This window comes from Paraburkholderia sp. BCC1884 (assembly GCF_900996225.1).
Lineage (GTDB): Bacteria > Pseudomonadota > Gammaproteobacteria > Burkholderiales > Burkholderiaceae > Paraburkholderia.
In genome coordinates, this window is record NZ_CAAJGL010000145.1 from 304101 (window position 1) to 319389 (window position 15289).

11 protein-coding genes are annotated in these 15289 nt (G+C 64.3%); 8 read left to right on the forward strand and 3 right to left on the reverse strand.

The window, feature by feature from the left end:
- Together FQ705_RS32320 and FQ705_RS32325 are read left to right on the forward strand one after the other, a co-directional pair.
- On the forward strand, positions 1-729 hold the full coding sequence (locus FQ705_RS32320; RefSeq protein ID WP_144148822.1) for an SDR family oxidoreductase: 729 nt from the start codon (positions 1-3) through the stop codon (positions 727-729).
- A 73-nt stretch (positions 730-802) separates the two neighbouring features.
- Positions 803-2437, forward strand: a complete 1635-nt coding sequence (locus tag FQ705_RS32325) for an FGGY-family carbohydrate kinase (protein ID WP_144148824.1) — start codon at positions 803-805, stop codon at positions 2435-2437.
- A gap of 60 nt (positions 2438-2497) precedes the next feature.
- Here the strand turns inward: FQ705_RS32325 and FQ705_RS34275 are convergent, their stop codons facing one another.
- Both FQ705_RS34275 and FQ705_RS32330 read right to left on the reverse strand, forming a co-directional pair.
- The gene (locus tag FQ705_RS34275) at positions 2498-2644 is read right to left on the reverse strand and encodes a hypothetical protein (RefSeq protein WP_186308100.1); all 147 of its coding nucleotides are present in this window, start codon (positions 2642-2644) and stop codon (positions 2498-2500) included.
- Positions 2645-2646: 2 nt separating this feature from the next.
- Positions 2647-3447 carry an AraC family transcriptional regulator gene (locus FQ705_RS32330; protein ID WP_260854686.1) on the reverse strand — a complete coding sequence of 267 codons (801 nt, stop codon included), beginning with the start codon at positions 3445-3447 and terminating at the stop codon, positions 2647-2649.
- 99 nt (positions 3448-3546) lie between these two features.
- Here FQ705_RS32330 and FQ705_RS32335 point away from each other — a divergent pair, with 99 nt between their 5' ends.
- From FQ705_RS32335 to FQ705_RS32360, 6 genes are all read left to right on the forward strand, one after another.
- Positions 3547-3798 (forward strand): hypothetical protein, encoded by a 252-nt coding sequence (locus FQ705_RS32335; RefSeq protein ID WP_144148828.1) that lies wholly within the window; start codon positions 3547-3549, stop codon positions 3796-3798.
- A gap of 46 nt (positions 3799-3844) precedes the next feature.
- On the forward strand, positions 3845-4804 hold the full coding sequence (locus FQ705_RS32340) for a zinc-binding alcohol dehydrogenase family protein (protein ID WP_144148830.1): 960 nt from the start codon (positions 3845-3847) through the stop codon (positions 4802-4804).
- A gap of 653 nt (positions 4805-5457) precedes the next feature.
- Positions 5458-7173 (forward strand): efflux RND transporter periplasmic adaptor subunit, encoded by a 1716-nt coding sequence (locus tag FQ705_RS34870; protein ID WP_144148832.1) that lies wholly within the window; start codon positions 5458-5460, stop codon positions 7171-7173.
- A 3-nt stretch (positions 7174-7176) separates the two neighbouring features.
- A complete protein-coding gene (locus tag FQ705_RS32350) occupies positions 7177-10341 on the forward strand; it encodes an efflux RND transporter permease subunit (protein WP_144148834.1) in 3165 nt (1054 codons plus the stop codon).
- Between the two features lie 2 nt (positions 10342-10343).
- A complete protein-coding gene (locus FQ705_RS32355; RefSeq protein WP_260854687.1) occupies positions 10344-11783 on the forward strand; it encodes an efflux transporter outer membrane subunit in 1440 nt (479 codons plus the stop codon).
- Between the two features lie 241 nt (positions 11784-12024).
- Positions 12025-13518 carry a transglycosylase SLT domain-containing protein gene (locus FQ705_RS32360; RefSeq protein WP_144148944.1) on the forward strand — a complete coding sequence of 498 codons (1494 nt, stop codon included), beginning with the start codon at positions 12025-12027 and terminating at the stop codon, positions 13516-13518.
- Positions 13519-13573: 55 nt separating this feature from the next.
- Here the strand turns inward: FQ705_RS32360 and FQ705_RS32365 are convergent, their stop codons facing one another.
- On the reverse strand, positions 13574-15196 hold the full coding sequence (locus FQ705_RS32365) for an intermembrane transport protein PqiB (protein ID WP_144148838.1): 1623 nt from the start codon (positions 15194-15196) through the stop codon (positions 13574-13576).
- Between the last annotated feature and the right edge of the window lie 93 nt (positions 15197-15289).

Here is a 15289-nt window from a genome sequence, read left to right on the forward strand (position 1 = left end):
ATGAGTGAATCCATCAAAGGAAAGGTCGCCGCCATCACGGGTGCGGCCTCGGGTATCGGCCTCGAATGCGCCCGCACGCTGATCGCGGAAGGCGCGAAGGTCGTGCTGATCGATCGTGCGAAAGAGAAGCTGGAGCAGCTCTGCGCGGAGTTGGGACCGACTGCCTTTCCACTGGTCGTGGACCTGCTGCAACCCGCCGAAGTGTCCGGCATGCTGCCGAAAATCGTCGCGCTGGCCGGCGGTCTCGACATCTTTCATGCGAACGCGGGCGCTTATGTCGGCGGTGACGTGGTGGAGGGCAATCCCGACGAGTGGGACCGCATGCTCAACCTGAACATCAACGCCGCATTCCGTTCGGTGCATGCCGTGTTGCCGCATCTGGTGGCGCAGAAGTCGGGCGACATCGTTTTCACGAGTTCCATTGCAGGCATCGTGCCGGTGGTGTGGGAGCCGATCTACACGGCGTCCAAATTCGCCGTGCAGGCCTTCGTCCACACGACGCGGCGTCAACTTGCCAAGCATGGCGTGCGGGTCGGCGCGGTGGCGCCGGGGCCGGTCGTGACCGCCTTGCTCGACGACTGGCCGAAAGCCAAGATGGACGAAGCGCTCGCCTCGGGCAGCCTGATGCAGCCGAAGGAAGTCGCCGATGCGGTGCTCTTCATGCTGACACGGCCGCGCAATGTGACGATTCGCGATATCGTGATCCTGCCGAACAGCGTCGACCTGTAAAACGCCTGAAGCTGCGCGCCGCCGCGGTGGCGCGCCGTCGTCCTGAAACGCCTCCCATGACAGGCAAAGAACTATGACTTCAGACATCCCGCGCTCCGGCGCGACCGGCGACCCGCGTTACGTCATCGGCGTGGACGTGGGCACGGGCAGCGCCCGGGCCGGACTCTTCGATCTGGCCGGCCGCATGGTGGCGTCGGCCAAACGCGACATCACGCTGTTTCATGCAAGCGGCTCCGTCGTCGAGCAGTCGAGCAGTGAAATCTGGCGCGCCGTCTGCGATTCGGTGAAAGAGGCGCTCGCGCAGTCCGGCGTGTCGCCCGATCAGGTGGGCGGCATCGGCTTCGATGCGACCTGCTCGCTGGTCGTGCTGGGCGAGGGCGGCCGCTCGCTGCCCGTGGGTCCGTCGGGCGAGGCGGAACGCGACATCATCGTCTGGATGGATCACCGCGCTTTGCAGCAGGCCGAGCGTATCAACGCGACGGGGCACGAGGTGCTGAAATTCGTCGGCGGCAAGATCTCGCCGGAAATGGAAACGCCGAAATTGTTGTGGCTGCTGGAAAACAAGCCGGAAGTGTTCGCGTCGGCCTGGCAATTCTTCGATCTGACCGATTTTCTCACGTGGCGCTGCACCGGCGATCTGTCCCGCTCCACCTGCACGGTGACCTGCAAATGGACCTATCTGGCGCACGAACGGCGCTGGGACGAGAGCTACTTCCGCACGGTCGGCCTCGGCGTGCTGGCCGACGAGGGCTTTGCGCGAATCGGCCAGACGGTCGTCGACGGCGGCACACCGTTGGGTAACGGACTGACGGAAAAGGCCGCGGCCGAACTCGGGCTGCGCGCCGGCACGCCGGTGGCGACGGGCGTGATCGATGCGCATGCCGGCGGCATCGGCACGGTCGGCGCGGGGGGCGAGCCGGAGAAATGTCTCGCCTATGTGTTCGGTACTTCGTCGTGCACGATGACCACGACCCGCGAGCCAGTCTTCGTGGACGGCGTGTGGGGTCCGTACTTTTCGGCGATGGTGCCCGACGCATGGCTCAACGAAGGCGGTCAGTCGGTGGCCGGCGCGGCCATCGAAAGACTGCTCGCGATGCACCCGGCCGCGCCCGACGCCCAGCAAAGCGCCGAGCAGGAAGGCCAATCCTTGCCGTCGATGCTCGCCGGCCTGGCTGCACGGCATTCGCGCGGGCTCTCCGGGGCGGTGCTGCTGGCCGACGGCCTGCACGTGGTGCCCGAGTTCCTCGGCAATCGCGCGCCGTTCGCCGACCCGCACGCGAGAGCGGTGATCGCGGGCCTCGGCATGGAAGACGACCTGGACAGTCTGGTCGCGCTTTATATCGCGGGCATTTGCAGTATCGGTTATGGCTTGCGTCAGATCATCGAAGTGCAGGCCGCGGCCGGTGCGCCGATCGAACGCGTGATGATTAGCGGCGGCGCGGGGCGGCTCGATCTCGTTCGTCAACTGCTCGCCGACGCCACCGGCAAGCCGGTGCTCGCCACCCAGGCGGAAGAGCCGGTGCTGCTGGGTGCAGCGATGCTGGGTGGCGTGGCGGGCGCGCTGTTCGACGACCTGCGCTCGGCGATGACCTCGATGTCGGAGATCAGCCGGACCTACGAGCCAGCCACGGGTGATATCGCGGTACTGCATGAAGCGCGCTATGGCGCCTTCAGAAAATTGCAGGACGTGGCGCGCGAAATTCGCTAGAACGGCAAAGGCGGGTGGGGCGTCGGCGAACGCGCATACCGCGTCGCCGATGGCCGTGCGTTACGCCCGCGCAGGCAGCGGCGTGTGGCCCGATGCTCCATTGGCTCCCGGCGCGCGCAACGGTCGCACTTCCTCGATAATCAGCCCGTTCTCCAGCCGGATATAGCGATCGGCCGCGCCGAAATAGCGGTCGTCGTGTGAAATCACGATCAGCGTTTTAGATAACGGCCGGGCGTCGTGCCCAAGGCGCGGCGGAACATATCGATAAACGCGCTGACGTTGTCGTAGCCGAGTTCGAGCGCGATCGTCGTCACCGGCACGCCGTCCGCGACCAGTTCGAGCGCGCGTAGTAGCCGCGCCTGCTGCCGCCACTGCGCGAAGGTCAAACCCGTCTCGGCCAGAAAACGCCGGCTCAGCGTACGTGGCGCGAGTCCGGCCCACGTGGCCCATTGTTCGAGGCGGCGGTTATCGGACAGATCGCCGACCAGCGCGTCGGTGATCCGCACGAGCCTCGGATCGTCGGGGCGCGGTAAATCGAGCGATTCCTCGTTCGACGCGGCGAGTTCGTCGAGGATGACTTCCGCGATGCGCGTCTGCGACGCGTCGAGTTCGTCGCCCGGCCAGGTGGCCACGCGCCGGACCGCTTCGCGTAGCAGCGCGGTAGTCCTGATCGCGCGAGGCTCACGCGGTAAGTCCGCGCAGCGCTGCTCGGCAATGAACACGCTCCACCCTGAAAACGGCCCGTACGAGCGTACCGAATGAACGAAATGCGGCGGAATCCAGATCGCATGAATCGCCGGGACGACCCACTGCTGTTTGTCCAGCCCGACCGACACCAGCCCGCTCAGCGCGCCCATCAGTTGCCCGCGCGCATGGCGGTGCGAGGACGTCGCGCGTGCTTCGCTCTGCGTGAGTTCCGCCGCGGCGAGGAACGGGCCCGCCGCCGACGTAACGAGATCGGGACGGATGAGCGGATCGAGCGGATCGAGCGGATCGAATGGATGGGACATGGCCAAAACGCGGTATCGAATGGCATTTATACCGGAGACGGGCCGCCATTGCACGCCTACACTCAGTTTCATTCTTCAAGGACAAAGGAGTGCAGCGCGATGCGAGCCCACCAGTTTCTTCCCGACGACGTCGATCATGTCGAGTTGCAAGGCACGACCGTCCGCAAGGGCACCGTCGCTGCGTTCCTTGCCAACGCGCGCGTCTGGAGCGATACCGGCGCCAGCGAAAGCGCGCGTGCCGAAGCGGCCGCCGACCTGCGCGAAGCGCTGCCGGCGTTGCGTGCGATCGGGCTGCTGGACGTCCTGGAGATTCGCGACCCTGCGCTGCGCGCGTGGGTCGTCAGACAGTGATCGACATTCCAGTCTCTACTTATATGCAGATATTCAAGGAGCAACCATGAAAGCAGCGGTTGTCAAAAGCAAAGGCGAAGCGCCGGTGTATGCCGACTTCGACGAACCTGCCGCCGTGAGCGGGCAGCATCTCATTCATGTCAGCGCCGCCGCGCTCAGTCACGTGACGCGCTCGCGGGCAGCCGGGTCGCACTATTCATCCGGCAGCGGTTTTCCGTTCGTGGCGGGCGTCGACGGCACGGGGCGGCTGGAGGACGGGCAGCGCGTCTATTTCTTCAAGCCGCATGCGCCGTTCGGGGCGATGGCCGAGCGCAGCCTCGCGCAGGCCAATCACTGCATCGCACTGCCCGATGCCGTGGACGACGTCACTGCGGCGGCCATGGCGATCCCCGGCATGTCGTCGTGGGCGGCGTTGATCGAACGCGCCCGTTTCGTGGCGGGCGAGACCGTGCTGGTCAACGGCGCAACCGGCACGTCGGGGCGACTTGCCGTGCAGATCGCCAAACACCTCGGCGCGCGAAGGGTCATCGCGACAGGGCGGAACGCGGCGTCGCTCGAATCGCTCAAGGCGGCCGGCGCGGATACGACGATTTCGCTGGAGCAAAGCGAAGCCGATCTCACGCGCGCCCTCGAAGCCCAATTCAGCCAGGGCGTGGACGTCGTGCTGGACTATCTCTGGGGACCCAGCGCGCAAGCCTTGCTGGTCGCAGCGGCCAAAGCTTCGCCGGACGATCATCCGGTGCGCTTCGTGCAGATCGGCGCCGTCAGCGGTGAGGACATCCAGTTGCCTGGCGCCGTGCTTCGTTCGGCGAACATCACGCTGCTCGGCAGCGGCATGGGCAGCGTGCCGCTGGCGCGACTGCTGCACGCGATGAAAGCGGTGTTCGATGCTGCCGCCGTCGCGAGCTGGCAGGTCGACACCATTGCCGTTCCGCTCGCGCAATTGAGCGCCCACTGGGAACACGCGAACAGCCAGCAGCGCACTGTATTTGTGCCTGCTCCCTAGGAACGACACGAACACCGACGCGCGCGGCGCCTCGATCACGATCGCAGGCGCGCGCGCGTTGTTCATTGCGCGTCGCGTTCGCCGCAGCGCCGCAAATCGGCGCATTTCCGCGCGCTTTATGCGCCGGTCATTAACTTGCAATTTACGGCGTGTTGTTTTTTGATTAGCGATGCTACACTCCGGCGCATCGAGGTAAGAAAACGTTCCAGGGCGAGTTGCCATTTGCCCGATGACGTCAACGCAGCGTGTTGGACATTGAATTGACATACGGCGAGAACTATAAGGAGCACGTATGCATCGGCTAATGATCGACTCTGAACGCGTTTACCGGCTTTGCTCTGCACGGGCAATCCGGCACCATCCCTTTCTACACTTTGAATAGTTGTTTTCGGTCTTTATCAAGGCGCCCCCGTGCGCCACGCATGACCGTTTTTCGCTAGACCTCTCCACGTTTCTCCGTCTTGAACGAGGCGCAGGGACAAACGCGCGCGGGCCGCACGTGGGGTTAATGCTGATCCGTGCGCAACTCACGGCGTGTTATCGAGTTTCTGTTTCGTGTCCCTGTACACGCGCCACAACTGAAAGATCTTTGGCATCACCCGATTGCGTCGCCGGTGCTACCGCACCGCAACGACTGGCCAACGGAGATCAAGATGACACGACGGTCGCACTTCTTTGCCGCGGGCCTCTTCCTGATGGCGTTTGCCGCGCTGAGTGGGTGTCATGACAAAGCGGCGCCCGAGGCCGCGCGAGCCCCGGTTAATGTCGACGTGGTCGACATTGCATTGCGCGACGTGCCCGTGGCGTTCGACTACGTCGGCCAGACGGAGAGTTCGCAGCAGGTCGAGATTCGCGCGCGCGTGAGCGGCTTTCTCGAGAAGCGCGTGTACGAGGAGGGCTCGATGGTCCATCAAGGCGACGTCATGTTCCTGATGGACCGCAAGCCATTCCAGGCATCGCTCGACGCCGCGCGCGCCGAGTTTGCCCAGCAGAAGGCGCGGCTCGACACGGCGCAGGCGAATCTCAACCGCGTCCGTCCGCTGGTGGCGAAAAACGCGCTGAGCCAGAAAGACCTCGACGATTCCATCGGCCAGCAACAGGCCGCCGCGGCCGCGCTCGAACAGGCGCGCGCGAACGTCACGAGCGCGAATCTCAATCTCGGCTATACGACGATCACGGCACCCGTCACCGGGCTGTCGAGCTTTGCGAAGAAGCAGGACGGCTCGTATATCGACGCCTCCAGTAGCCTGCTGACCTACGTCGCCAAGCTCGATCCGATGTGGATCAATTTCTCGCTGTCCGAAAACGAAATGCTGCAATTGCGCACGCAGACCAAAAACGGCACGTTGAAGCTGCCGGCGGTGGGCGATCTCGAAGCCGTGATCGTGCTCGCGGACGGCAGCATCTATCCGCAGCGCGGCCACATCGCGTTCAGGGATGCGTCGCTGAGTTCCGAAACCGGCACTTACCTGATTCGTGCTGCGGTGCCCAATCCCGGCGGCTCGCTGCGGCCGGGACAATTCGTACGGATCAAGCTGCTCGGCGCACAGCGCAGCGCGGCGGTCGCGGTGCCGCAAGGCGCGGTCATGCAAGGACCACGCGGCGAATTCGTCTGGACCGTCGACAAGGACGGCAAAGCCCAGCAGCGCGCCATCGAAGCGGGAGAGTGGAATGGCAACGACTGGGTGGTCAATTCGGGCTTGAGCGTGGGTGACCGTGTGGTCGTCGATAACTCTTTGCGGCTGATGCCGGGCGCGGCGGTCAACGCGCATGTCGTGCCCTTGCCGGCGGCGAGCGTGAATATCGCCGCGATTGCAGGCGGTAGTGCGCCGCCGGCGGGCGGCGGCGCGGGCGGCACAGGGCAGGGCGGCGCGGGAGCGAATGCAGGTGCGAACGCGGGCGCTGGCACCAACGCAGGCGCCAACGCAACGGCAGGTGCCGCAAACCAATCCGCTGGCGCAGGTTCCAGCGCCGCCCAGGCCAACAACACCGCCCGATCGGGCAACTCATCGGGCGGCGCAACCGGCGGCGCCGTCACCTCATCCGCGCGCACCGAACTCTTCTTCGCGCTCGGCAGCGCCAGCCTCGATCCGCGGTCCGCGCAAGGGCTCGCCGCCGTGGCGCGTCAACTGGTGGCGACACCCGGCTCCCGCGCCGTGATCTCCGGCTACACCGACGCCAGCGGCTCCTACGCCGACAACGTCAAGCTCGCCGCCGCCCGCGCCGCGACGGTGCGCTCCGCGCTGATCGTCGCGGGCGTCGAGGTCGGCCGCATCGAGATGCACCGGCCCGCGCGGGTGGTGGCCAGCGACCCGCCCGACAAATCGCGTCGCGTCGACGTCACATTCAGCCCCACGTCGGGAGGCTGAGCGATGAAGTTCGCCCACTTTTTCATCGACCGGCCGATCTTCGCGTCGGTGGTGTCGATCATCCTCGTGGTGGCCGGCATCGTCGCCATGCTCAATCTGCCGATCGCGCAGTTCCCCGACATCGCGCCGCCGACCATCACCGTGAGCGCCACCTATCCTGGCGCGAGCGCGGAAGTCGTCGCGCAGAACGTGGCGGCGCCGATCGAGCAGCAGGTGAACGGCGCGGACAACATGATGTACATGAACTCGTCGAGCTCGTCGACCGGCAACATGACGCTGACGGTGTACTTCAAGGCCGGCACGGACCCGTCACTCGCGCAGGTGGACGTGCAGAATCGCGTGAACCTGGCGCTGCCCACGCTGCCCGATTCGGTGACGGCGCAAGGTGTCTCGGTGCAGAAGCGCTCGTCGGCGTTCATGATGGTGATCGCGATCTATTCGCCGGACAACACCTACGACCAGTCGTACGTCGCGAATTACGCGAACGTCTATGTGCTCGATGCGTTGAAGCGGATTCCGGGTGCCAATCAGGCGTCGATCTTCGGCTCGGCCGACTACGCCATGCGCATCTGGATCAAACCCGACCGGATGGCGAAGCTCGGCATTACGGTAGCCGATGTGCAGCAGGCGGTCAGCAATCAGAACCAGCAGTTCTCGGCCGGCCGGCTCGGCCAGGCGCCGACCAACGGCCCCGTGCAGCAGACCTTTCCGGTCGCGACCAAAGGCCGGATGACCGAGGCCTCCGACTTCGACAACATCATCCTGCGCGCGGGTTCGGGCGACGCCTCGACGATTCGCATCAAGGACATCGGCCACGCGGAACTCGGCGCCAAAGACTATTCGCTGCGCGGACGCTACAACGGCAAGACCGCCACACTGATTGCCGTCTACCAGCAGCCGGGCGCCAACGCGCTGCAGGTGGCCAAGCAGGTGCATCAGACGCTCGAACAGATGCAGAAAAGCTTTCCGCCCGGCCTGAAATACGAGGTCGCGCTGGACACCACGGAGTTCGTGCAGGAGTCGATCGGCGAAGTGATTCACACGCTGCGCGACGCCATCATCCTCGTGATTCTGGTGGTGTATATCTTCCTGCAAAGCTTTCGCGCGACGCTCGTGCCGATCCTCGCCGTACCCGTGTCGATACTCGGGGCGTTCATCGGCATGACGGCGTTTGGTTTTTCGATCAACATGCTGACCCTGTTCGGCATGGTGCTGGCCATCGGCATCGTGGTGGACGACGCGATCGTGGTGATCGAGAACGTCGAGCGCAACATGACCGAGTTCGGGCTGCCACCGAAAGAAGCCGCCAAACACGCGATGGACGAAGTCACCGGCCCGGTCATCGCGATCGTGCTGGTGCTGCTCGCGGTGTTCATTCCGGTGGCGTTTCTGTCGGGCATTACAGGTCAGCTGTACAAGCAGTTCGCCGTGACGATCGCGGTTTCGGTGGTGCTGTCCGGCGTGGTGGCCTTGACGCTCTCGCCGGCGCTCGCCGCGATATTGCTCAAGCCCGGCACGCACAAGAAAAACCGTTTTTTCCGCTGGTTCAACGACCGTTTCGACAGCGTGACGCAAGGCTACGGCCGGGCAGTGCAACTCGTGATCCGCCGCGTCGCGATCTCGATCCTGCTGATCGTGGTGATGGTGATCGCCACCGGTGCCCTGTTCAAGCACATCCCGTCGTCGTTCGTGCCGACCGAGGACCAGGGTTATCTGCTGGGCGCAGTCGTGCTGCCCGACGCCGCGAGTCTCGACCGGACCGGCGATCTTTCGCAGCGTGCCGAGCAATGGTTTGCGAAACAGCCGGCGGTCAGATCGGTGGCCGCGCCGATCGGCTTCAGCCTGATCGACTCGCAGTACAAGTCGAACGCCGGCACCTTGTTCATTACGCTCAAGGGCTTTAACGAGCGCGGCGAGAACGGCACGGCGGAAGATCTGATCCGCGACGCCAACAAGGCTTTCGCCGGCTACAAGGAAGGCGTCGTGGTGCCGCTCAATCCACCGTCGATTCCGGGCCTCGGCACGACCGGCGGTTTCGAATTCTGGCTGCAGAGCACCGGCGACGGTAGCTATCAGCAACTCGAAGACCGGGTCCGCGCGATGATCGCGAAGGCCCGCCAGAACCCCGCCTTGCGCAGCGTGAGCTCGACCATCAACACCCACTCGCGGCAACTGCTGGTCGAGGTGGACCGCGAGCGGGCGGAGTCGCTCGGCGTGCCGGTGCAGGACGTCTACTCGGCCTTGCAGACGATGTTCGGCTCGGCCTACGTGAGCCAGTTTCCGAAGAGTAGCCGTCTGTTCCAGGTGATCGTGCAGGCGGAGCCGCAGTACCGCACGCAACCCGAGGACATCCAGCAACTCTACGTACGCAATCGCAGCGGCGACATGGTGCCGATCAAGGCGGTCACGACCTTCAGGTTCGTGCCGGGCGCCGACATCGTCACGCGCTTCAACAACTTTCCGGCCGCCAAGATCACCGGCGACGCCGCCCCGGGACACAGCTCGGGTGAAGCGCTTGCCGCCATGGAGCAGATCTCGCAGGAGACGCTCGGCGAAGGCTACAGCTATTCGTGGAGCGGTCAGGCGTATGAAGAGAAGCAGGCCGGTTCCACCGCGGCCGCGGTGTTCGCCTTCGCCTTGCTGATGGTGTTCCTGATTCTCGCCGCGCAATACGAAAAATGGTCGCTGCCGATCGGCGTGCTGCTCGCCGTGCCGTTCGCGATCTTCGGCGCACTGGTCGGCATCCTGCTGCGCGGCATGGAAGACGACGTGTACTTCCAGATCGGCTTGACGGTGCTGATCGCGCTCGCCGCGAAAAACGCCATCCTGATCTTCGAGTTCGCGGTGGAGATACGCGAGAAAGAAAACCTCTCCGCCTACGACGCCGCGTTGAAAGCCGCCAAGCTGCGGCTGCGCCCGATCATCATGACTTCGCTCGCGTTCATTCTCGGCTGCGTGCCGCTGGCGATCGCAAGCGGTGCTTCTGCGGCAAGCCGCCGCTCGCTGGGCACGGGCGTGATCTTCGGGATGCTCGGCGCGACGGTCATTGCGCTGTTCTTCATCCCGATGTTTTTCTGGGGCTTCGAGACGCTGTCGTCGCGCGGTAAACACAAGCCGCCCGAACCGGGAGCCGTGCCGCCGGCCGTGCACGGACCGAAGGAGGACTGATCGTGAAGCGCCCGATGCGTCGCCTCGCGCCCATCCTCTGTGCCTGCTCGCTTGCTGCCTGCACGGTCGGGCCGAATTACCAGCGTCCCGGCGTCGATACCCCTTCGTCGTTTCGCTATGCGGCGCCGGATGCGCAGGTGGTCGATCCTGCCGCGCTCGACTGGTGGACCCAGTTCAACGACCCGGTGCTGGATTCGCTGATCCAGCGAGCACTCCTTCAGAACAAGGATTTGTTGACCGCGGCCGCGCGGGTCGACGAGTTTTACGGCCGCCTGATGACGACCCGCGCCGGACTGTTCCCGCAGGTCGGCGCGAATCTCGCGGGTGGCCGCAGTCGCGGCGTGCCTGCGCCGGGCTATCCGCCATCGGTCGGCAATCAGGTGCAACTCGACGTGATGGCGTCGTGGGAGATCGATCTGTTCGGCCGCGTGCGGCGCATGACCGAAGCCGCGCGGGCGGATTATCTCGGCACTCAGGCCGCGCAGCAGGCGACGCGTATCGCGTTGATATCGAGTGTCGCGACCGGCTACCTGTTATTGCGCGATCTCGACCAGCGACTCGAGATCGCGCAATCGACGCTCGTCACCCGTTCGGATGCGCTCTCGCTATTTCAGGAGCGCTTTGGCGGCGGCGTGGTCTCGCAGTTGCAGGTGAGCCAGGCGAAGTCGGAGTATGAATCGGCTCAGGCATCGGTCTATGCTTTCCAGCAACAGATTGCCCAGCAGGAGAATTCACTGTCGATGCTGCTCGGCGACAACCCCGGACCCATCCCGCGCGGCAAACCGCTCACCCAACTTGCCGCGCCTGCGATTCCGGCCGGCTTGCCGTCGTCCTTGCTCGAACGACGACCGGATATCGTGCAGGCGGAGCAGGCTTTGGTTTCCGCCAACGCGTCGATCGGTGCGGCGCGCGCGCAGTACTTCCCGAGCATTTCGCTCACTGGCCTGTTCGGGGCGGCGAGTACGGCGCTCTCCGGACTGTGGACCGGTCCCGCGCGCATCTGGTCGTTCGCGGGCGCGATCGCCCAGCCGATCTTCACCGGCGGCGCGATCGCCGGTTCGGTGAAAACTGCCGAGGCGCAGCAGCAGGAGGCGCTGTTCGGCTATCAGCAAGCCATCCAGTCGGCCTTCGCGGATGTGGAAGATGCGTTGGTCGGCGAGGCGCGCGTGCGCGATCAGTTGAACGCGACCAACCGGCAGGTGGAAGCGCTGACTCAATATGCGTCGCTCGCGCGCGACCTGTACGAGGGGGGGTATACGAGCTATCTGGAAGTGCTCGATGCCGAGCGTAGTCTGTTCGCTGCGCAGCTTCAGCAGTCCCAGTTGCAGGACCAGCAGCTTGCGCAGATCGTTGCGCTGTACAAGGCGCTGGGCTACGGCTGGAGCGTCGATGCCACGCCGCGCGCGCAAGTGGGCGTCGCGGACTCCTCAGCACCTCGCTAGCCGCGCGCAGCGCGATGCGGATCGCGCGTGGCAGTTTTCACACGGACGGCGCACAGATTCAAGCGCTCTGCGCGCAAGCGCACGGACGCAAAACGATTTACTGCCATGCTGGTACATGACTCTGGCGCCGACCGGCGCCAGTCGAGATGACATCTGAAGGACCGTGCTGTCGCGCGGAATCGTCAGGAGGCATATCGTCATGTACACACTCTACCGTCGTGTCTTTACCGCGTTCATCGCGATGTTGACCGTGGCAAGCGCTGCGCACGCAGCGGCGCCGCAGCCGGCTTCACCACCTCCGGCTTCGCAGGCGGCCGTCACCTCGCCAGGCGCGACGACACGCGCCACCGGTCCACGCACGCTAAGCCTCACCAACAAACCGTGGACCGGCGATTTCGACGCCATGCTGAAACGGCGCGTGATCCGCTTTCTCGTGCCCTACAGCCGCACGCTTTACTTCAACGACAACGGCCGTGAGCGCGGCTTGTCGGCGGAGCTTGCGCGCGACTTCGAACGGTATCTGAACAAGCGCTACGCGAGCGAACTCGGCAAGCGTCCGATAACGCTTTACCTGATTCCGACCACCCGCGACAAGCTTCTCTCCGAGTTGCCGGCAGGGCTCGGCGACATTTCCGCGGGCAACCTGACCGCGACCGACGAGCGGCTCAAGCTGGTCGATTTCGTGGCGCCCCGTGACCGCAAACCGGTGCGCGAGCTAATCGTGACCGGACCCAGGTCGCCACCGATTGCTTCACTGGACGATCTCGCCGGCAAGCAGGTTTATGTGCGTCGGTCGACGAGCTATTACGAAAGCCTGATCGCGCTGAACGAACGCTTCAAGGCGGCGGGCAAGCCGCTCATGACCATCACGCTGTTGCCCGATGCGCTGGAAGACGAAGACAAGCTGGAGATGCTCAACGCCGGGCTGCTCGACATCGTCGTGGTCGATGACTGGAAGGCCAACATGTGGGCGCAGATACTGCCGCATATCAAGGTTCACGACGACCTTGCTGTACGCGATCAGGGGTACGTCGGCTGGGCGATTCGCAAAAACAGCCCGCAATTGCAGGCCGTGCTGATGGACTTTTACGTCAACGCGGTCAAGAAGCAGGGCATTGCCGCTTACCGGTTGGCCCAGTACATGAAGCGGATCAAACAGATCTCGAATAGCGCCGATGCGAAGGAACGCGAGCGATTCGTGCAGATGCTGGCGTTGTTCGACAAGTACGGCAAAGAGTACAACTTCGATCCGCTGATGCTGGCCGCGCAAGGTTACCAGGAATCGCAACTCAACCAGTCCGCGAAAAGCCATGTTGGCGCGGTCGGCATCATGCAGCTCATGCCGGCCACGGGCAAGCAGATGAACGTCGGCAGCATCGCGGTTAGCGAGGCCAATATTCATGCCGGCGCCAAGTACATGGATCAACTCATGACACGTTACTTCTCCGACGCGCATTTCAGCGACACCGACCGACCGCTCTTCGCCTTCGCGAGCTACAACGCCGGACCGGGAAATATTGCGAAGATGCGCAAGGAAGCGGCCGCGCGCGGACTCGATCCGGACAAGTGGTTCAACAACGTGGAAATTGTCGTGGCGGAAAAGATCGGGATCGAAACGACGACCTATGTTCGCAATATCTACAAGTACTACGTGGCCTATCGACTGATCGTCGATGCGCAGGCCACCAGGAACAAGGCCTTGGAGAAACTCCGGCAGCCGGCACAGCCCGGTTGAGCGCAGCGCCCGCGAAGGGCGCTGCGTGGGCCGGGGCGTCGCCGCGATGCAGGCGTCATGGCTTGTTGTCCGCAGGCTTGCCGCGCACCAGCGATTCGGGATGCTGCTGCAGATAGTCCGCTAGTCCGTTGAGCGATTGCAGGGTGCGGGTCAATTCCTGCAATGCCTGATGCACGTCCGACTGCAACGGCGAGCTTTGTTGCAAAGTGGTTTCGGCCGAGCTGAAAGTCTGCTTCGCGGCGGCGAGCGTGTCGCGCGCCTGCGGCATCACCTGACTGTCCAGTTGCGCGAAAAGTTTGTCTGCATTCTTCAGCGCGCTGTTCACGTTCGTGCCGATCTGGTCGAAAGGCACCTGATTGAGCTTTCTCGTGATGTCGGCGATCTGAACCTGCAAGGCGTCGAGCGTGTTCGGGATGGTGGGCAACTCGACCGGATCCTGCCCGGCGTCGAATTTGACCGGCGCGGCCTTCGGAAAGATGTCGAGCGCGATATAAAGTTGTCCCGTCAGCAGATTGCCGGTCCGTAACTGGCCGCGCAGACCACGTTCGACCAGCCGTTGCACCAGGTCCCGACTTTCCACCGTGCGCGGCTCCGGTACCGACGCGTCACGCACGCGTTTCCTGAGACGATCCGGATACAGATCGAGCGTGACGGGCAGGGTGAAGCTGTGGCTTTGCGGATCGTAGGCGACGCCGATATTCGTGACCTGGCCGAGCACGATGCCACGGAAATCGACCGGCGCGCCCACGGCGAGTCCGCGCAGCGACTGATTGAATCGCATCACGGCATGCACGCGCACGCCGTCTGGCGCCCGCATGGCGTCGGTTTCGTCGGTGGCGAGGCGGAACTCGCTGTTGGCGGGCGCGAGTGCGCCGATCGACTGACCGGGCGGCGACTGGAACGCGAGGCCGCCCACCAGAATCGCCGCGACCGATTGCGTGTCGACCACGAAGCCGTCCGAGTCGAGCCGCACGTTGACGCCGCTCGCGTGCCACCAGCGCGAGTTGGTGCCGACGTACTGGTCGTAGGGCGCGGAGACGAACACCTGGACGGTGACGCCGGTGCCGTCCTTGTCGAGCGAGACACCGTAGACCTGTCCGACCGGCACGCGCCGGTAGAAGATCGGCGAGCCGACGTCGATCGAGCCGAGCGAATCGCCGTGCAGCGTGAAGCGATGGCCTTTCTGGTCCGCCGTGATCGGCGGCGGCGTTTCGAGCCCGACGAAATGGGTTTGGGTGTCTTTCGAGCGCCCGGCGTCCACGCCGATATACGCGCCCGACAGCAGGGTGCCGATGCCCGACACGCCGCTCGCGCCGACCCGCGGACGCACGACCCAGAAGCGCGTATCTTTGACCGCGAAATTCTCGGCCTCCTTGGTCAACTGGACGGCGATTTCAACGTGCGATTGATCTTTCGAGAGCGTAATGGACTTGACCGAGCCGATCTCGACGTCCTTGTACTTGACCTCGGTTTTGCCGGGTTCGAGGCCCTCGGCGTTTTCGAAGACGATGGTGATCGACGGCCCGCGCGAGGTCACCGATTTCACGACCAGCGCAAGCCCGATTAACGCCGCGATCAACGGAATCATCCAGACGAGCGAGGGCAGCCAGCCACGTCGTGGCTCGCCGTCCCGATCGGCAGGTTCGGACGACGGGACGGGTTCTCGCGGGCTGCTCATGGCCGGTCTCGCTTCACACTGAAAACTCCGTTTCGTGTAATGGGAAGATTAATAAACCTTTTCCAGCGCGTGTGCTGAATTTGACGCAAATAA